This is a genomic window from Paenibacillus alkaliterrae (assembly GCF_021532375.1).
GTDB lineage: Bacteria > Bacillota > Bacilli > Paenibacillales > Paenibacillaceae > Pristimantibacillus > Pristimantibacillus alkaliterrae.
The window spans coordinates 31,910-49,984 of the sequence record NZ_JAKGAP010000024.1; the positions used below are offsets into that span (position 1 = coordinate 31,910).

General features: G+C 44.3%; 18 protein-coding genes. 1 reads left to right on the forward strand and 17 read right to left on the reverse strand.

Annotation, left to right across the window (positions count from 1 at the left end; genetic code table 11):
• Window positions 1-117: 117 nt before the first annotated feature.
• The 7 genes from L1N85_RS12325 to L1N85_RS12355 all read right to left on the reverse strand — a co-directional run bounded on the left by L1N85_RS12325 (window position 118) and on the right by L1N85_RS12355 (window position 6,374).
• Window positions 118-2,385, reverse strand: coding sequence for a helix-turn-helix domain-containing protein (locus L1N85_RS12325; RefSeq protein ID WP_235238275.1), 2,268 nt, complete (start codon window positions 2,383-2,385; stop codon window positions 118-120).
• Window positions 2,386-2,570: 185 nt separating this feature from the next.
• The gene (trhA, locus tag L1N85_RS12330) at window positions 2,571-3,215 is read right to left on the reverse strand and encodes a PAQR family membrane homeostasis protein TrhA (RefSeq protein WP_235238277.1); all 645 of its coding nucleotides are present in this window, start codon (window positions 3,213-3,215) and stop codon (window positions 2,571-2,573) included.
• Window positions 3,216-3,273: 58 nt separating this feature from the next.
• Window positions 3,274-3,969: a hypothetical protein gene (locus L1N85_RS12335; protein ID WP_235238279.1), complete on the reverse strand. Its 696-nt coding sequence runs from the start codon at window positions 3,967-3,969 to the stop codon at window positions 3,274-3,276.
• A 209-nt stretch (window positions 3,970-4,178) separates the two neighbouring features.
• Window positions 4,179-4,382: a hypothetical protein gene (locus L1N85_RS12340; RefSeq protein ID WP_235238281.1), complete on the reverse strand. Its 204-nt coding sequence runs from the start codon at window positions 4,380-4,382 to the stop codon at window positions 4,179-4,181.
• Window positions 4,383-4,414: 32 nt separating this feature from the next.
• Window positions 4,415-5,332, reverse strand: coding sequence for a TRM11 family SAM-dependent methyltransferase (locus L1N85_RS12345; RefSeq protein ID WP_235238282.1), 918 nt, complete (start codon window positions 5,330-5,332; stop codon window positions 4,415-4,417).
• Between the two features lie 25 nt (window positions 5,333-5,357).
• Window positions 5,358-5,687 carry a LapA family protein gene (locus tag L1N85_RS12350; protein ID WP_235238286.1) on the reverse strand — a complete coding sequence of 110 codons (330 nt, stop codon included), beginning with the start codon at window positions 5,685-5,687 and terminating at the stop codon, window positions 5,358-5,360.
• 117 nt (window positions 5,688-5,804) lie between these two features.
• Window positions 5,805-6,374 (reverse strand): C40 family peptidase, encoded by a 570-nt coding sequence (locus L1N85_RS12355; protein ID WP_235238289.1) that lies wholly within the window; start codon window positions 6,372-6,374, stop codon window positions 5,805-5,807.
• A 373-nt stretch (window positions 6,375-6,747) separates the two neighbouring features.
• On the opposite strand from L1N85_RS12355, the gene L1N85_RS12360 reads away from it, so the two are divergent.
• Window positions 6,748-7,683, forward strand: a complete 936-nt coding sequence (locus L1N85_RS12360) for a hypothetical protein (protein ID WP_235238293.1) — start codon at window positions 6,748-6,750, stop codon at window positions 7,681-7,683.
• Between the two features lie 20 nt (window positions 7,684-7,703).
• On the opposite strand, the gene L1N85_RS12365 is transcribed toward L1N85_RS12360, so the two are convergent.
• The 10 genes from L1N85_RS12365 to L1N85_RS12410 all read right to left on the reverse strand — a co-directional run bounded on the left by L1N85_RS12365 (window position 7,704) and on the right by L1N85_RS12410 (window position 18,045).
• Window positions 7,704-8,390, reverse strand: coding sequence for a FadR/GntR family transcriptional regulator (locus L1N85_RS12365; protein ID WP_235238296.1), 687 nt, complete (start codon window positions 8,388-8,390; stop codon window positions 7,704-7,706).
• Between the two features lie 15 nt (window positions 8,391-8,405).
• A complete protein-coding gene (locus tag L1N85_RS27595) occupies window positions 8,406-9,077 on the reverse strand; it encodes a FadR/GntR family transcriptional regulator (protein WP_235238299.1) in 672 nt (223 codons plus the stop codon).
• Window positions 9,078-9,262: 185 nt separating this feature from the next.
• Window positions 9,263-10,150 carry an ROK family protein gene (locus tag L1N85_RS12375; protein ID WP_235238301.1) on the reverse strand — a complete coding sequence of 296 codons (888 nt, stop codon included), beginning with the start codon at window positions 10,148-10,150 and terminating at the stop codon, window positions 9,263-9,265.
• A 33-nt stretch (window positions 10,151-10,183) separates the two neighbouring features.
• Entirely contained in the window at window positions 10,184-10,879 is a 696-nt protein-coding gene (locus L1N85_RS12380; protein ID WP_235238303.1) for an N-acetylmannosamine-6-phosphate 2-epimerase, read from the reverse strand.
• An 11-nt stretch (window positions 10,880-10,890) separates the two neighbouring features.
• Window positions 10,891-12,231 (reverse strand): sialidase family protein, encoded by a 1,341-nt coding sequence (locus L1N85_RS12385; RefSeq protein WP_235238305.1) that lies wholly within the window; start codon window positions 12,229-12,231, stop codon window positions 10,891-10,893.
• 24 nt (window positions 12,232-12,255) lie between these two features.
• The gene (locus L1N85_RS12390; RefSeq protein WP_235238309.1) at window positions 12,256-13,956 is read right to left on the reverse strand and encodes a type 2 periplasmic-binding domain-containing protein; all 1,701 of its coding nucleotides are present in this window, start codon (window positions 13,954-13,956) and stop codon (window positions 12,256-12,258) included.
• Between the two features lie 21 nt (window positions 13,957-13,977).
• Entirely contained in the window at window positions 13,978-14,868 is an 891-nt protein-coding gene (locus L1N85_RS12395) for a carbohydrate ABC transporter permease (RefSeq protein WP_235238312.1), read from the reverse strand.
• 14 nt (window positions 14,869-14,882) lie between these two features.
• Entirely contained in the window at window positions 14,883-15,842 is a 960-nt protein-coding gene (locus L1N85_RS12400) for an ABC transporter permease (RefSeq protein WP_235238314.1), read from the reverse strand.
• 45 nt (window positions 15,843-15,887) lie between these two features.
• Window positions 15,888-16,799 (reverse strand): dihydrodipicolinate synthase family protein, encoded by a 912-nt coding sequence (locus L1N85_RS12405; RefSeq protein WP_235238317.1) that lies wholly within the window; start codon window positions 16,797-16,799, stop codon window positions 15,888-15,890.
• Between the two features lie 373 nt (window positions 16,800-17,172).
• Complete coding sequence (locus L1N85_RS12410; protein ID WP_235238319.1) at window positions 17,173-18,045, reverse strand: sugar phosphate isomerase/epimerase family protein; 873 nt, start codon at window positions 18,043-18,045, stop codon at window positions 17,173-17,175.
• Window positions 18,046-18,075 lie beyond the last annotated feature (30 nt).

Consider the following 18,075-nt stretch of genomic DNA (forward strand, 5'->3'; position numbering starts at 1 on the left):
GATTGCAAAGCGAGCTGACGGCCCTTTTGAAATATTGTATATGTTCAAAAATTGCGCCTGGGCTTGGACAAAAAAGCCGCTGCAGCGCCGACTGGCAGCGTGAGCGACCCTTTATGCTTATCTATGCGTGTCCCGGTATTGCCCCGGCGTAGTGCCGGCTATTTTCTTGAAGGACCGAATAAAGCTTGAAGTGCTTGAATAACCGACTTGTCCCGCGATTGAATCCAGTGCTTCATCCGAGCTTCGCAGCAATTGGATGGACTTTTGAATACGAAGCCGGTCGATATATTCCTTAAAGTTCTGCCCCATCGTTTTTTTGAAATGATAGCTAAAGCCCGAGAGCGACATCCCGAAATGGTCGGCAATCAACTGCAGGGAAAAATCATGATCCATGCCTTTCTTTTCAATTATATCCAGTATTTCTTCTTGCGAAGCCGTCCGGGAAGGCGGCAGCGTGCCGCGAATGATATCGCATAGCTTGCCGCAGCTTTCCCTCATAATGCCGACCATCTGCTCAATAGTATACCGGTGCTGGAAAGCTGCGTCGGTAAGCCGCAGCAGATTCCGGTCGTCCTGCCGGAACCGCTGCAGCCCGTTGAATATGACGCTTATCGTATTTAAATACACGGTCCTGACCATATGCGGCGGCATACCGTCGCTGCCGATGTAATCGATGATCCGGTCCATGACCGATTCGACTACGGCTGCGTCATTTTTCAGTACGGACATCTCCAGCGATTGCAGCAGCTCCGCAAAATAGGATACGGTGCCGGTTTGCGCAACTTCGATTTCATCAAAAACAAGAATCGCGTACTGCTTCCGGATGCGAAGATATTCGGAAGTGCGCACCGCTTGCAAATAGGATAGATGGACGCCTTCCGGAGAACTCGAGCTTTCGGGCGTTCCGATTCCGATCAAAGAATGAGTGCCTGTCCGTGCAGACAGCTCCCGCTGAACGCCGGCGAGATAAGTTTTCATTGAAAAATCGCGGGCGTGTGAGCAAACGAATATGAACTCTTGATTGTAGATGCTCATGAAGAAATACCCGCGAACCCCTTCCGGTAATCTTTCTTCCTCCATCCGGAAATAGTCCATCGCCTTGCAAATGTCTTGTTCTCCCGTTTCGAACGATATGACGGCCGCCGTGATAAATGGCCGGTTGAAAAATACGCCGTATTCTGCAGCCTCCCCGTGAAACGTTTCCCATGACTTATAATGACCGCTCACAAGTTCAAACAACACATTTTCACGCATGATCGGCAGCGTCCGTTTCACCCTCTCATCAAGCTTGCTGTTAGCGGAGGAAAGCTGGTCGAGCGCATAGCGGATCGTATCGATTTCATTCATGGACTTCGGTTCCTGCTGTTTAAACACATCCGTTGCAAAATCGACCAGCCGTTTGATGGGATGGTAATTTTTGCGTATGGAAATATAAATGACGATTATTTCGAACAGCAATATCAAAACGAAAATGACGACCGTATTCCGTTGGAGCGACCGGATATCCTGCAGCGTTTCCGTTAAGGGCAATAAACTTACGTAATGCCAATCGTTTTTGTCTGATACGGTGTGGGATACGATAAAAGATTTTCCGTCGATCCGGTGAATACCCGAGCCTGTCCCGCGTTCTCCCAGACGGGAAATGAGACGGTTGAAATCGCCGGACTCGCTGTAGGAAGCCGCGTTTGAAGCCACCAACCGCTTTCCTTGCCCGTCAAAGATGAAAAAATCCCCGTTATAGGACTCCGAAACCGACTTCATCATACGAAAGATCGTTTCCTCTTTCACCAAAATCATAACTGCGCCGGGAGAATGATCTCCGCCAAGAGGAATCGGAAGCAGAAATGTCAGCATCCGAATCCGGTTGTTGCCGGGAACTATGACATTCTCTGCCGGCCTTACAGTCGGCAAAATCAAGCTGTCCAATTCCATAATCATATCTTCATGCGGCCAAGCTTCGTAATAATACCCGACTCCCCGACGCGCAAAATCCTGAACGCTGTAAACGCTCCCCGTCTTGGCGAACATATAACCGATGCTTTTCACGTATAACAAAGTATTATCGATAAACGCATCCGTCGCATTGTATTTCCTCATTTCATTCGCAATGACGATTCTCTGGTAATCATTTTCCATGGCCATATACAGCTTCATATCCCGGTTTTGCAGCAGCTCAGACGGCAAATCGTAAACATACCGGGTGAATATATCCATGGACGTCATAAATTGTTCAGTGACATGGGCGTTCCACTCCATCTCCTTTTCCTTCGCAGCTTCCGTCGAATAAGGATAATAGTAAACAAGGATAATGATGACGGGAAACAGCAGCACTAAAATATAGGAGAGCAAAAATTTTGCCAACAAGTTCTTTCTGGTCTTTCTCAAATAAGCCCACCTTTCTAAATGGCATCAGTATGGGAAAGTTATATTTATATTACGATAGCGCTTTCTTAATTGAAAGACGGGATTGTACGATTATCGGACAAAATTTTGTTATGTACAAAAAAATTAAGGCTTGCACCCCGTGTAAGGGAACAAGCCTGAGCCAAGCATTTCCATCCTCTATTTCATTAAGCAGGCAAAACATACAGCAATATCGCAAAGAAATGGACAACGGAGCCGCCGAGCACGAACAAATGCCAAACCGCATGATGATACGGAAAGCTGCGCCACACATAAAATACGGTTCCGAACGTATACAATAAACCGCCGGTTACGAGCAGTTGCACTCCTCCCGGAGCCAAGTGCGCCGTCAACGGCTTCCACGCGAACACGATGATCCATCCCATCGCGATATAAATAATCGTCGAGGTGAACAGGAACCGCGATGCGAAAAACGATTTGAAAATGACGCCGGCTATGGCCGCTCCCCACACGATGCCGAACAGCGTCCAGCCCAGCTTTCCCTGCACGATGTGGAATAAGATAGGTGTGTAGGTTCCCGCGATAAACACATAAATAAACGAATGGTCAAGCGCTTCGAACACCCGCTTAGCCTTTCCCTGGGGAAAGCTGTGCACAAGTGTCGAGGCTGCATAAAGCAGCAGCATGGCAGAGCCGTATATCGTGAAGCTAACGACATAAAAGCCCGTTCCTTTTGTTGCCGCGAAAACGATCAGCACCACAAGCGCCGCGACGCTTAAGCACGCTCCGATACCATGCGTCACAGCATTCGCAAGTTCTTCCCGCTTCGAGTACGTATGAGTATTCGCCATAGGCGACCCGCCTCCTAAATCGGGAGCATCCGCTGCTCCCTCTTCCCATTTTAAAGGATCACTCCCACCCTTTCAACCACTCGCTCACCCGGTTAATCGTCTTATCTAAATTACAAACGGCTTCTTGATCGGTAAAAGGCAGTGTATGGCGAAAATAATCCGCATGGCCGCCTACCGTCGGGATTCCTTCCACGTAACCAGGAGCATACTTCATCCGATTCCAGCGCGGCACCGCATAGCGGCTCTTGCACCAGCCTCCCCAAGTGCCGATTCGGCTAATGGGATCGTTAAGATTGCCCAATTTGTCGATGGAATGAAAGTAGCTGACCTTGTTCTGCATATTCGGATCGATCGGTGTTTTCGGAGCCCCCACCTGCACGATGCGAAAATCTTCGATTTCTTCCTGATCGTAAAGCAGCTTTGCCGCTTGATAAGCAGCCGCGCCGCCGCCGCTATGTCCGAGCAGCAGCACCCTGTCGCCCGTTAGCGTTTCCTTGATCTTCTTCAAAGCAAGCTGTCCTCCAACGCGTCCGGCAGACAATCGATTCGACAAGTCGCTTCGCACCTCCAGCACTTGCCTGACTAAGCTGCGACTCGCATCGCCGTAAGGAAATACCTCATGTATGTCGGGTTCTACGCCTTCTGACCGGAATAGCTTATCAAGCTTTATTTTGCATTCGGTAAATATCGTGTTGGATGTGGCCACACCGGCAAGCAGATAAATGCTGAGTCGTGATGATTGGGTCGCCGTCATAACATATCCCTCCGCTGAAAAAAATTAACGTATACTCATTATGTGGGGGTTAAACGAAATTCATTCTTGCATATTAATGTTATTTCTGAGCTTGGATACTAGAAGTTACTGTATATATCCATCATAGCGCGCCAAACAGGGCGCCTAGCTGTTGTCAGCCGGCGCCCTGTTTCGTTGCTGTTGCTGTGCGGATCACGCCGCGGCAGCTGTTATACACCCATTTTTTTACGTTGATTGTTGACTTTCTTCGTGTTCTGGCTCTTCATCGCCTGCGTCCCCGTAGATAGATGCGTCTGGCCGGGTGCGTTACCCGCTTTGGCTTGCTTCTTCTGAGCGAGCAGCTGCTTCGCTTTCTCCGCTTGCGTCAGCTGCTTCGGCTGCTCAGCGGATTCATTTTGATCGATTGTAGACATAGGTTCACCTCGCTTCATGCCCTACATAGTTCTTATTCTACTACACTTATATATCTTGTAAAAGAGGCTTTGCGGAGTTGTGCGCATTCGTTTATCCGCCAGCCCGCCAGCTCCAGCTGGCGCTGGATCGGCTCTGTCGTGACAATGACCGCTCGTGCGGCCATTCTTCTTACGCTTTCCAGCATGGCAAGCTGCTCTTCCTGCGGCAGGACGGAGCATAAATTGTACGGCATATCCACGATCGCAGCATCATATGTTCCTTTCACCTGCCGCATATCACCAAGCTTCACCCGATCCGGGAAGCCAAAATGGGCCAGATTTATCCGTGCGCCCCGTACTGCCAAGGGATTCAAATCAAAGCCTTCAATATCGATGCCCATCGACATGGCTTCAATGAGTACAGTCCCTATGCCGCAGCAAGGATCAATGATGCGCAATCGGCCTATGGCTTGCCCCGCCGCCAGATTCACTATGGCCCGAGCCGCCCTTGCGGGGAGAGCCGTCGAATAATTTTGCGGCTTTCTCTGATGCTTAAGCCAGAGAGCACCGTTCTTCTCGCAATCGCCAAAGCACCAGCGGCCATCCACCTTCGTCAGGCCGAATAGCCGCTCAGCATTTCGCATATCCGCCTTTCCCCGTATAACCGCGCCTGCGGCACGCTCCAATTGCCGCTGCTCCTCGTACGTAAACGTCTCATCGCCCTGCGTATATAGCACCTTAAAGGTCTGATCCCTCAGCTCTACGTTACGGAGCTGCTCCGTTAACTCCTCTAAGCCGGCTGCCTCGTGCATAACGGAAATACGCCGCTTTATGAACGGGCTCCGGTCAACCGAAACCTCGGATCGGCTCATAATGACCGAGCCTCGAACCGGTTGCTCAAATAGGGTGCGCAGCTCCAGCTCGCATAATGCAGCCTCATCCTCATGGCTTGCATACGTATAAATAAACATAAATAGCCTCTCTATCTAAGTGCTGTTAGTCGCTTGTCGCCGTCCCGAACTTCTCCGTCGGTTCTTCAGAAAGAGGCCCGGTTAACGATTCAGCCAGCTCTGCTTCAGCAGTAAGCTCCGCCACCTGCCTCTCCAATACCTTGACGGTGCGCTGCAGTCGAATCTGGCGGATCATGCCGAGCAGCCCTACTGTCAATCCTCCGAGCAGGGTCGATGCCAAAATAACGAGAATAAGCGGCAGCGTCGCTGTCGTAAACATAAAGTTTACCTGTACCGAATCCACGTTGATGACTGCGAATATCGCAATGAGCAGCGCGAACGCGAGTGCCGAAATCAATACGCCTTGACCTTTCACGTCCGATCCCCCCTTTTACCCAAATCATACCACAAACTCTCCCAAAGCTAATAGTGGACATATGGTTACGATCTCCCCTTTACAAAAAAAAAAGACCTCTATGCCAGAGATCTTCGTTTACGCGGTTTGAAATGCGCCAGTCGCTTGCAGCTCCTCTTGGCAGCCCGTATAGGCATGCAGCTTGCCGTGGTATACTAACTCGAGCATAGGCGTCTGCTCCAGATCGCCCGGTGTTACGAACAAGGAGGGTTTATCGACCAAATTCACGCCGCTTTGCTCGAAAACCGAAGCTACGAATTGCGAACAGAAGTAGGCATAATCTCTCTTCATCTCAATGTTAAGCATAATACCCAGCATGCCAAGCAAGTTGTATTTGTATTGATCCCGGTTTTGCTCCATATAACGAATCTGATTGCGAATGCAAATATAAGCGCAGTGAGTGACCGTACATTTGTATAACGAACAAATCGAATCCTCGAAGAACGGGCCGCGCACGTCCTCCTTCACGAAACCCGCGAAGAAAGGATTGCTCGGATTTTTTCTGCCGAAGCTGTAAACCTCGTTCAAATCGCTGTCAAACGCAATGGAAGCATGATTCAACAGGTTCTTTGTATAAAGCTGAATCGTCTTCGAAAATAGCGTCCCCGTATTCGTTAAAAGCACATAAATGTCTACATCTCTATTCATGCCGTACTACCTCCACATTAAAGAACTCTCATCTAGGTATTAACTTTAATGCAGGAGAACGAATTTCTAAACCTGCTCAGGTAATAGGTGCAACCTCGACCTTAGTCCAGTTTTGTAAGTATAGTGTGACAGAGGATAATCTAGCAACCTTGTTTCCTTCCGAACCTTTCTTCATTTTACTGGATTTTCTCTTTTTACTCAACAAGGAGTTCGCCTGTTTTTCCTCATCCTTAAAAAAATGTTAACTTTTGCATGAAGAAGACGTGGTATAGTAGATAGAGATTGACGCCGTTCGTATCCTATTTATATGCTCGAATCGGTGCTTTAGTATAGACGAAATGAACCTATTATAATGTTGCGGAGGTCTCAGAAAATGGAGTGGTACAACCGTTATAAAAAACAGCTTAAGCTTGTGTTTACGGAGGCAGAACGGCGAATCGCCGACTACCCCGAGCCGCTAAACGCCGTCGGTCTTGCTTATGCCGACAAATTCAATCCAGTCAAGCATGAGGGCGGCAAGGATTATATATGCAGTTTGCTCCCTTTCTGGATCAGGGAAACGGCGGGCATCAGTACAGCCCAGTGTGAACGGCTCGCATTAGCTAATGTATATGGAATGCTTTATTTTTTTATTCAGGATGATGTCATGGACGCAGCTCCCTCCCCGAATTGGAAGGAACAGCTTGCGCTCGGCAATTTGCTGCTGCTGGACATGTTCGCGGTATTCCGCGAGCTATTCGCTTCGGATTCCCCGTTCTGGACCTATTATCATCATTATGCGACCACCTGGGCGGACAGCGTCATGAATGAGGATTGCGCCGACTACTTCGTCACCGATCCCCTTCGCACAGCAGGCAAGGCCGGCCCCGTCAAAATTGCAAGCACCGGCGCTCTGCTGTTGACGCAGCGCGACGAACTTATCGCCGATATGGAGCAAGCCGTCGATATCGTCTTGATGACACTGCAAATGTCCGACGATTGGGCAGATTGGAAGGAGGATCTGGCAGAGGGCAGCTATAACGGATTGCTTGCGATGATCGCTTCCGGCAGGGACTCGAAGGAGCCGCTTACGGAACAAGAGATCGAAACGGACGTGTACGTTCGAGGCTGCTTGAAGCCGTATGCGCGGATTGCCGAGGCGAATCACGAGCGACTGCTTGCTTTGAGCATCGGGGCTGGAGAGTTAATAGACTTTCATGCCTATCTGGCGGTCCATTTGAATCAGGCAGCTGAGACGATAGATACAAATCGCAAGCAGCTTTTGCAGGGCGGGTTTAGTTATTTTTTGTCTAATCAGGCAGCCAAATAAACGTCCAATCTCTGGTTAACTCATTTTATCAAAATATACTTTTTCGAGTACTCTAAATGTTCTTTTAAGATTTGGAGTGCGAGTTGTTTATTTTTTTGTTTCACTGCTTCAACAATTAACTGATGTTCGTTAACTGTTTTGTTTCTTTCTGCCTGATCCATTTGAGAATGAGAAATGCTGGAAAAATACTCTGCAATTATGTCTGTTAATTGCGCAAACAGGTCATTTTCAGTCGCTTTAATTAAACAACTATGGAATTCAATATCATACTCTTGAAACTTCTTTGTATCACTTGTTTCCTTCATTCTATCGATAATATTTTCCAACTCTTTTAGATGGTCGACTTTTGCAGATAATATTATTTGCTCAATAGCCGCCTTCTCCAGGACATGTCTAAGTTCGAGCAATTCATTCATTTTATCATTATTCAATTTCCAGAAGTATAGTAAATGATTTAGAATTACACTGGAATCATTTGTATTGACAAAGGCCCCTTCACCATGACGAATAACAATGATGCCGGTTGATTCTAAGGATCTCAGTGCTTCTCTGATCATGACTCTGCTAACTTCCATCATTTTAGCCAGTTCTCGTTCTGCCGGGAGCTTTTCTCCGGTTTTAAGTTTTTTCTCAATAATGTATTGCCTTAAATTATCACTCACTATTTTGCTAAGTGTATATCTTTCTTTTTCTTCTATGGGTTTCATAAAATTCACCGACTTTTAAATGTAATGGTAAAGGGGGCTTAAGTGTTTTTTCATTTCATTTTTCGCTGAATGTATATCTTTATTGAGTATATAGCGGATAATATTTTGGTGTTCTTCATAGGCAGTTTTAAAATCAGAAAGCTCATTTATTTTTTCAAAATCATTCATGTCAAAGTATGCATTTATTATTTTCGAAAACTGGAAATAAGTTTCGTTTCCAGTCGCGAAAAATAAGGCGGAATGAAATTGCATGTCTTCATGCTTTGCTTTAATGCTATGTTCAATCTTTCCTTTGATCTCATTATTCCAATAGATAAGTTTGTCAATCTTACTGACGTCATAATGTGCAATCGCCAGTTCAATTGCACCCTGTTCGATGATAATTCGAGTATCTATAATTTCTTTGAATTTCACCTTGTCCACTTTCATGCCAAATGAAACTTGTTCAAAGATATCACTAATTGAAACTTCTTTAACAAAAATTCCGCTGCCTGGTTTAATCTCAATGATTCCATTTGATTGTAAGGTTTTAAGTCCTTCTCTAACAATGGTTCTACTCACATTTAGCTTATCCATCATTTCTTTCTCAGATGGTAAACGATCCCCCGGCCGCAAATCGTTCTCAACAATAAATTGTTTAATGCGTTCGTTAACAATGCTGGATAACGTTTGTTTTTTACTAATCACTGCATATCCTCCTGCCTAAGTGGTAAGGCCATCGTTCCTTTGAACCATTATAACATAACACTATCACTGCATACACGTTAACGGTGAGAAAAAAAGAACCCTCATTAGCGATATGTCGAGCAGGAGAATGCCGTCCCGCTTGAGCGCCATTGAGAGTTCAAATCAGTTGAAGATTTTACTTTAACTTACTCCATCTTTACAGCTAAATGCGCTGCGCCAATAATACCGGCATGATTGCCCAGCTTTGCTGACAAGAACTCTACATTTCTAAAATTCGGCATAATTTGTCTCTGAATATGTTCCTGAACGTATGCCAACATATAGGATTGCTCCATAATGCCCCCGCCAAGTACAATCAGACTTGGATTAAATACATGGATCAAGGTTCTAAGTCCTAGAATGACTTCATCAAGCCAAGGATTAATGACGTCTGTATAAACACGCTCGTTCTCCTGAGCAAGCGCCATGAGCATTCTGCCATTTAATCCTTCGGAAATTCCCAATTTTTCTTCTGCCAGATTGATTAACGCCTTTGTGGAAGCATACACTTCATAGCATCCTTTATTCCCGCAGGTACAATCTCTATGACCGCCATGAATCGTAATATGACCGAATTCCCCCGCAGAGAAGGCACTGCCATGATAGAGTTTTCCCTGTTCAACAATCGCTCCGCCAATTCCAGTACCGAAAGTCAAACATACCATACTGTCTTTGCCCTTGCCGGCCCCATAATAAGCTTCCGCTATTGCTGCAGCATTCACATCATTCTCAACACAAGTCGGTACAGCAAATTTTTGTTCGATAATTTGTTTTATCCTCATCCCTGTCCAGCCTGGGATATTATCGGTTGCAAAGATAACCTGCCCTGTTGCAGGGTCAATTTGCCCGGCGCTGCTGATACCAATTCTATTATAATTGTTATACTTAGTAATAAGGCGCAAAACTTTATTCATAACCGTCTGTCCGCCTTGAAAGGCTTCCGTAGGCATTTCATGGAAGCCGCTGACAACACCGTCTACAACAATTCCTGATTTTATATTCGTACCACCTATATCAATCCCCAACATTCGCATAGCAAGTATCAACCTCTATTAAATTCTTTGTTGTCACCGTGAATCAACTAGAGCTGCAACAAACCGCTTTGTGATTTCACGCGGCCTTGTAATGGCTCCGCCTACGACTACGGCATGCGCCCCGAGTTGTATGGCCTGTGCTGCTGTTTCTGGAGAATAGATTCTGCCTTCTGCAACTATGGGAATCATTAAGACCTTTTTCAAACTTTGAATAAGTTCCAAATCAGGGTCATCGCTTTGCCGACTATAAGGCGTATAGCCGGATAGTGTAGTCGATACGAGATCCGCTCCTAGTTCTTCAGCCATAACTCCCTCTTCAAAGGTTGATATATCCGCCATTATTAATTGTTTAGGATAACGTTTTTTAATTTCTTGTATAAAATGCGGAAGCTCTACTCCGTGCGGCCTCGTCCTGTTCGTAAAATCCATGGCGATGATATCAACTCCGCAATCAATCAGCGCAGTGATCTCCTCGAGGGTTGGCGTAATGTAAACATCGGAGTCGGGAAAGTCTCTTTTGATAATCCCTATAATCGGAAGATCGACTTCCTTCTTGATAGCTTGTATTTGCTGTACCGAGTTCGCTCTAATTGCAGAAGCCCCTCCCTCCTTTGCAGCAAGAGCCATTTTCGCCATGATATAAGGATCATAAAGCGGCTCATCTTCTAACGCTTGACATGAAACGATAAGTTTTCCCTTTAGCGATTCGATGGTGTCGGTGTCTGTCATATTCTGCTCCCTCATGATTTCAACCAATCCAACGTAAACGTTCCGAATTGAATATCCATGTTATTCCAATCAGAGTAATCATATACCCTTTCATACAGAACACCAATGTCACCATTTTTAAGGACGGTTAAGCAGGAGTAACCATAATATCCGTCTTCAACCACTTTTCGGTATGGCCAGGTTTTTCCGCCATCCTCGCTCAAACGTACAGTTCCCTTTACCCTTGTTTTCTCATCATCCGGATTTGAGAATAAGACTCGTACCTTCCCATCTCCCTGATCAGGATAAAGTACGACACTTGATTGGCAAATTGGATCCACTAGTGCCATATCAAATGTAACTTCACCCCATGTTTCCCCGCCATCTGTGCTCGTTGTAACAGCCGTTCTTTGAAGTCCGTAATGATTTCTCAAATAGTATTTCAGTTCACCTGTCGGCAATTCAATGACCTGCGATTCTGTCAAATACTGCTTCCCTTCAGAGATGGTCTTCGCAGACAGAACTTCGCCGTCCAATTCTCTTCCGTCGTTCGGTGATTCTCCACGCTGCCAAGTAGCCCCGTGATCGTCACTATACATACAAGCACAGGATAAATGGCCTGCTTCATTTGAAAAATAAATCGGAAATACTAAGCGGCCTGCTTTTTCACCATGCATTAATTGAATACCGCAGCCGGGTCCGGATCCAATAAATCGCATCCATTCCTCTTTAACCATTAGGTTTAATTCTCTTGGCTTGGACCACGTAAGTCCATCATCTTCACTTTGAATCATTTGTAAAAATGACGTTCTTGCTTCCAGCAAACTCTCATTTGGATCGATGCCTTTTTTATAATAAATATTCCCCCGGGCCTCTCCGCCTTTGAACACATACCCTTTTTCATCAACGGTATAATTAGTCCCATTACCCTCAGAATCAGCAACTTCTCCATCTTCGGCAAGTAAATACATATTACCTTCTTGATCATATAACTTCCTGCGGCCATCTGAATCAAATCCAATCCCAGGCTCACTTGCCCAAAGACCAATTCCTCCAGGCGTATGCATATAAAGCATAAAAATAGTACCTGTTTCTTCATCTTCCAAAAGTGAAGTATCAATAGCTGCTGCACCATCTAAGCCTTCCCCGGCAAAAGCAACTAGCTTTTGAACTGGCCCCCACGTTTTTCCATGATCTTCGCTTCGTCTGATGGTAGCATCGATCTGGTTAGGATTGTCTGTCTGATCCACAATCCTTGCATCAATCCCTACAATCACTGTTCCTTTGCTTGTTGTAATCATCGATGGAATTCGATATGCTCTTGAACCAGCTAAATTCGGATAAAAAATGGCTTGCGTTTCAATATTTGGCATATGAAATAACTCCCAACATTTAATTTAGTCAGCACTTAATAGATCAGACACCACAGGTGCTTTTTCTAACTCTCCAAGTGTCTCTTTACCACCATTATTCATCCAGTTTTCAACATAACTATCCCATTCTTTATCAATATCTACTTCTCCAACAATTGCTTTCATTCTAAACTCATCCACAATCGTATTAAGCTGTCCGCTATACCGTTTTGAAATTTCTATTTGATTTGTTTCATTTAGAAGATCCCATTTATGCGGACGGATTAACATTTTTTCTTTAATATCAGCACGAGCGTAAAATTCATCTTTTAATTTCAGTGTATATTCTGAAGTAAACCATTTGACTCTTTCTTTACTATAAGTACGGAAGTTGTATGCCCAGAATCCTGAATTCCCTTCTTGTTCTGCATATTCCGGACGCACTTTAAGCGCAGACTTTTCAGGCTCTCCTTCCCAATCGGAATGTACGCCAACTTCTCCATATAATGTCCATCTTGCTTCATCATCAAAGTTAATATAATCAAAAATTTGCAAGATCCTGGTCAATTGTTTATCTGTTACTTCTTTCGAGATATAGAAGGAATCAGCCAAATTCGTAACAGGCAGGTAAGCTCCTAGCCCTTGCTGACCATCTGTACCTATTTCAGGAGCAGTTGCCAGCACTTTTGCTGTAGAATCAGGACTTTCCACGATATTTTGCGGGGCTCTTCCTTTAGCCCAGTCATCCATAGCGATATAAGCAGGCTGTGCTATATAATATCCGATTTTCCCCTGTTTATATTTTTCCCAGCCCAATTTCTCATCCAATGTTGTAAACTCAGGGTCGATGAGGCCCATGTCATACCACTTTGCCATTAATTTCAAAAACTCTTTATATTTTTGTGAGATTTCTGTAATGACTAATTTATCATTTTCGATAAAGTTATAGCCTTTGGCTATGCCGAAAGCACCCATTAGAGAAGCAGCCCAGTTCATATTGTTATTAGCTGGCAAAATGCCGTACGTATCATCTTTGCCGTTGCCATCCGGATCGTCAAAGGTGAACGCCTTCAGTATTTCTTCTAATTGTTCCAATGTGTAAGCTCCTTCCGTGAAGAAAATCTTTTCACGGCCGCCGCTTGGACCTACCTGCTTCTTTTCTCCTGGCAGCTCTATACCCAAGTTCTCAAGCCAATCAAGACGAAGTGTTGGACCCCAAGCCAGACCATCAACATGAGCATATTGTCCAATTAATTGCAAATACTGATCATCTGTTCCTTTTTTCAAATTCATGATCGGACCTGGAGCATTCTCTGATAGCATTTTCATGTAACGCGGCGCGTATTTTTCCAGCATTTCTTTAGGAATGGTTCTTGTTAAGCCAGAATCATATAATTGTTGCGCTGTTTGCCCGCCTGCTGTGAAAGCAAATGTATCGGGCAAGTCGCCAGAGGCTACCATTAAGTTCACTTGGTCAGCGTTCCAGGTGTCCACTTTTGTGTTCTCAATTGTAATGTTGAATTGTTCTTCCAGACGTTTTTGAACATAGCTTCCATCTTCAGCCTTACCTTTAGTTATGGATCCGGAAAGTTTTAATGTAAGGTTTTCCGAGAAATCTCCCGGTTCTGCCAGACTCGAGGTGTCCACTGGTTCCTCAGTCGTATTGCTGGCAGCTTGGCCGCATCCAGCTATAACTAAAGCTGCTGACATGAATGCCCCTAGAAAATAACGTTTCACGTTTTTCATCCTTCTTCTCCCCCTAATCGATTATCCTTTAAGTGACCCAATCATAATGCCTTTGATAAAATACTTTTGCACAAACGGGTATACCAAAACAATCGGTCCAATCGAAATCATTACAGTTGCAGCACGCACATTACTTAACAGCAGATTTTCGCTTGATCCACCACCACCCCCTCCAATCGCAGCTCCGTTGGCAGATTGAGATAAATCCATTGCAGTCAACATATCTCTTACAATCATTTGCAGAACTGTTTTTGAATCATCTTGAATATAAACCAATGCATGGAACCATTCATTCCAGTGGAACACTGCTGCCCATAAAGCAATGGTTGCGATAACGGGCTTTGATAATGGCAGAATGATTTTTGTTAGAATCGTAAAATAGCTTGCTCCATCCATGAATGCGGATTCTTCGATTCCTTTATCAATGGTCATGAAGTAGTTTCTCATAATAATGATATAAAAAACGTTTACTGCTGACGGTAAAATCAAAGCCCATCTTGTATCCAATAATCCCAAGTTTTTAACTAATAAGTAATCCGGAATAATTCCGCCGGAGAAAAACATTGCAATCAAGAAAAAGATTGTAATGGTGTTACGGTATGGCAAATCCCTTTTTGAAAGGGGATAAGCTGCCAACATGGTGAACGCAACAATTAAAAATGTTCCTGATAAAGTACGGACAATCGTATTTGCATAGGCTTGCATAATATCCCCATAACCGAACACAAATTGATAGGCATCCGGTATCCATCTTTCAGGCCAAAGATTCGGTCCTAGGCTGGATGCTTGGTTTGGATCTGAAAAAGATAAAACAAGCGTTTGCCAGAAGGGATACAGTACAAGAATTGAGAATATGATAAACCCGATCATTAATAACCACTCAAAGATCGAAAACCTTTTTTTTCCAACCATACTTTTCACCCTTTCTACCAGATTCCATGCTCACTTTTTCTGCGGATGATGGCATTGGCACCCAATATAAAGATAATTCCTATGATGTTTTTAAATAAACCAACTGCTGTGGCGTAGTCAAACTGGAATTGTTCCAAACCGCTGCGATAAACATAAGTATCAATTATATCTGCCACTTCGTAGACGAGCGGATTATACAGGTTCAAGATTTGGTCGAAACCTGCATTCAAGACTCCGCCTAATCGAAGAATGAACAAGATGATCACCATCGGCATAATGGCTGGCAGTGTAATATGAATCATCTTTTTAAATCTGCCGGCTCCGTCCATTTCTGCAGCTTCATATTGAGCAGGATCAACGGAAGCAATCGATGCCAAGTAAATAATCGCTCCGTATCCTATTTCCTTCCATATATCAGTTAGTATCAGCACGGGTACAAAGAAGACTTTACTGGACAAAAAGTTTATCGGATCTCCGTCAAAAGCAGTGATAATAAAGTTTACAATACCTCTTTGCGGTGAAAATACTTCGATAATCATGGCTGATAATATAACCCATGACATGAAGTGAGGTAAGTAAGAGATTGATTGAGTCACTTTTAGAAATTTTTGATTCCGAATTTCATTTAGCAATAATGCAAAAATAATCGGTGCCGGGAATGCAATCACAATTTTTAATAAACTGATAATAAGCGTATTCTTTAACGCCCTGATAAACAAGAAATCCTCGAACAGCCTTGTAAAGTGTTCAAAATTATTCCATGGACTGCCCCAAATACCGAGGCCTGGCGAAAAATTTTTGAACGCGATCAGAACTCCATACATGGGGAGGTAGCTAAAAATAAATAACATGACCGCAGGAAATAGAAGCATTACATAAAGCAATTTCATTTTTTTCATTTGCAGCCAGATTGACTTCTTAGCACTTTTTATTTCTATCGGGATCTCTTTTACTGTCGTAGTTTCTGATGCCATTTTTTTCACTTCCTTATCACTTATGAAGTTGAAGATTCAATATCATTAAGCGTAACTCTTCATTGAACTCTCAATTTCTTCATTAAGGTTTCTCAATTCTGCGATATGCTCTTCACCGACAGGCAATAATGGCAATCGCGGTGCTCCTGTTTCAATACCCCTCATGTTTAAAATAGCTTTACATGCACCATACAAGGACGGGAAGCTTAATAGTTTCGTAATAATAGCGTTTATTTTATCTTGCAGCTGCTGAGCTTCTTTAATAGCGCCTTGCTGATAGAACGCTTCCAACTGACAGAATAATTCCGGCATAACACCATACGTACCGCCGATTCCTCCATCTGCCCCCATAATCCTGCCGCCTAAATATTGCTCGTCCGGTCCGTTATAGACTATAAATTGTTTTCCGGCATTTGCTTTAAACTGTTGGAGTTCAAATACACTTTCACCAGACATTTTAATACCAATGACTTTTTCTTGGGCGGCCATTTTTTTGAATAAAGTTTGCGTTAAATGAAATCCTGTTGTTTGCGGAATGTTATAGATAATAAACGGCAACGACGTACTATTGATCATCTCTTGCCAATGGTTTTCAACAGATTTCTCAGATAACCGGTAGTAAATGGCCGGAACTGCTGAAATGGCATCAGCGCCGCAATTTTCTGCATGGATGGCTAATTCCACACTTTCTCTAGTAGAGTTAGCGCCCACATGAACAATAATCGTCAGTTCTTGGCCAACCTCTTCCATCACTGCCTCTAATACCTTTTTCCTTTCTTCAACCGTTTGAAGAATTCCCTCTCCGGAACTTCCCCCCACATATAAACCTTTAATACCTGATTCGACATAATACCGCGCTAGATTTTTCACTTTATCCTCACAAACTTCTCCTGCATCGTCGTAAGCTGAATACATGGCTACAAATACACCATTAAACTTTTCCAAATCATAATTCACTTATACTCATCTCTTTTCTTCATATTTTTAAATAAGGAGCAATAACATAAACTCAACGTAGATAATCATAATATGGTCCTACCACAATGAGCAAACTAAACAACTTATTATTATTCCAGAAAAGATAATGCAGTTTTGATAGTATGGTCCTACCAAATGAGTTAATGGAGAATAATAAATTTTCTAATAGTTCAAATTTAACCGCTTTCAAACAAGGTGTCAATACAATTTTTTTATATTAGCATCAAGATCGTGGATTGCCCGATCGCTCGGCGTTATGTCAACGGTATGGTGTTTTTCACAAGCTATAAGAAAATGAAACAGGCCGTTAACCGGTTAGTCAATCCCGGTTAACGGCCTGTAGCATCCTCCTTTAAGCCTCCTGCCAGAAGCGGCGTAAATTGTCCATGGCTATCTTGGAAGCGGCCCTGCATTCCTCCATGCCTTCGAACTCGACTGTAATATTGCCGTCGTATCCTGATTGCTTAATGAGCTTCACGATTTTTCTGATCGGGATGTCCCCGTGCCCAACGATCGCTCCGCGCAGAAAATTTCCATGCGATGTGGTGAACCATACTCCATTGCCTGGATCTTCGTCGTAAGGACGGAAATAAAAATCCTTGAAGTGGACGAGTGACGCATAAGGCAAGTTTTTCATTACCCCGATAATCGGATTTTCATCCACGCACATGAAGTTGCCGATATCGAGCGTCGTCTTGAAGTTCGGGCGGTCAACCGCCTGCAGAACTCGTTGGACGCGGTCGCTCGCCTGCACGCTGAAGCCGTGGTTCTCGATCGTGGTCGTAATTCCGAACTGCGCGGCGTAATCGGCAATGATCCGGCTGCCTTTGACGATGAGCGGCAAGCTTTCCTCAAACCACGCGATCGTCATCTTCTCCTTCGGCAGAGTAAAGGCCGTTACGTCGTGGCGCATATGCTTTACACCCATCCGATGCACGACATCGACATGTCTCTTGACGCGGGCCATTTCTTCTTCGAAGGCTTCTTCTGTTTCCTGTACGAAGTTAGCGGGCATGGAGTAGTTGGACAATTCAATGCCTGCCGATTTAGCTTTTTCGCGGATTGCATCCGCCAATTCAGGATTGTCTTCGACTGTATAACCGTAAGGGACCATCTCCATATGCTCGCCGCCGTTGTCCGCGATCCATTGGATAACGTCCAGAACTGTCATTTCCCCGGACTTCAAAGCATTTAACAAACTATAAGTGCTGAGACCAACTTTCATTGCTTCCACCCCGCCCATTTCAAATTTGAT

What these genes read in the sequence shown, in the direction of transcription:
- trhA (WP_235238277.1), bottom strand. Translation starts at nt 3,215, where the DNA reads ATGGCGAATACTCATACGTACTCGAAGCGGGAAGAACTTGCGAATGCT.
- L1N85_RS12335 (WP_235238279.1), bottom strand. Translation starts at nt 3,969, where the DNA reads ATGACGGCGACCCAATCATCACGACTCAGCATTTATCTGCTTGCCGGT.
- L1N85_RS12340 (WP_235238281.1), bottom strand. Translation starts at nt 4,382, where the DNA reads ATGTCTACAATCGATCAAAATGAATCCGCTGAGCAGCCGAAGCAGCTG.
- L1N85_RS12345 (WP_235238282.1), bottom strand. Translation starts at nt 5,332, where the DNA reads ATGTTTATTTATACGTATGCAAGCCATGAGGATGAGGCTGCATTATGC.
- L1N85_RS12355 (WP_235238289.1), bottom strand. Translation starts at nt 6,374, where the DNA reads ATGAATAGAGATGTAGACATTTATGTGCTTTTAACGAATACGGGGACG.
- L1N85_RS12360 (WP_235238293.1), top strand. Translation starts at nt 6,748, where the DNA reads ATGGAGTGGTACAACCGTTATAAAAAACAGCTTAAGCTTGTGTTTACG.
- L1N85_RS12365 (WP_235238296.1), bottom strand. Translation starts at nt 8,390, where the DNA reads ATGAAACCCATAGAAGAAAAAGAAAGATATACACTTAGCAAAATAGTG.
- L1N85_RS12375 (WP_235238301.1), bottom strand. Translation starts at nt 10,150, where the DNA reads ATGCGAATGTTGGGGATTGATATAGGTGGTACGAATATAAAATCAGGA.
- L1N85_RS12380 (WP_235238303.1), bottom strand. Translation starts at nt 10,879, where the DNA reads ATGACAGACACCGACACCATCGAATCGCTAAAGGGAAAACTTATCGTT.
- L1N85_RS12385 (WP_235238305.1), bottom strand. Translation starts at nt 12,231, where the DNA reads ATGCCAAATATTGAAACGCAAGCCATTTTTTATCCGAATTTAGCTGGT.
- L1N85_RS12390 (WP_235238309.1), bottom strand. Translation starts at nt 13,956, where the DNA reads ATGAAAAACGTGAAACGTTATTTTCTAGGGGCATTCATGTCAGCAGCT.
- L1N85_RS12395 (WP_235238312.1), bottom strand. Translation starts at nt 14,868, where the DNA reads ATGGTTGGAAAAAAAAGGTTTTCGATCTTTGAGTGGTTATTAATGATC.
- L1N85_RS12400 (WP_235238314.1), bottom strand. Translation starts at nt 15,842, where the DNA reads ATGGCATCAGAAACTACGACAGTAAAAGAGATCCCGATAGAAATAAAA.
- L1N85_RS12410 (WP_235238319.1), bottom strand. Translation starts at nt 18,045, where the DNA reads ATGAAAGTTGGTCTCAGCACTTATAGTTTGTTAAATGCTTTGAAGTCC.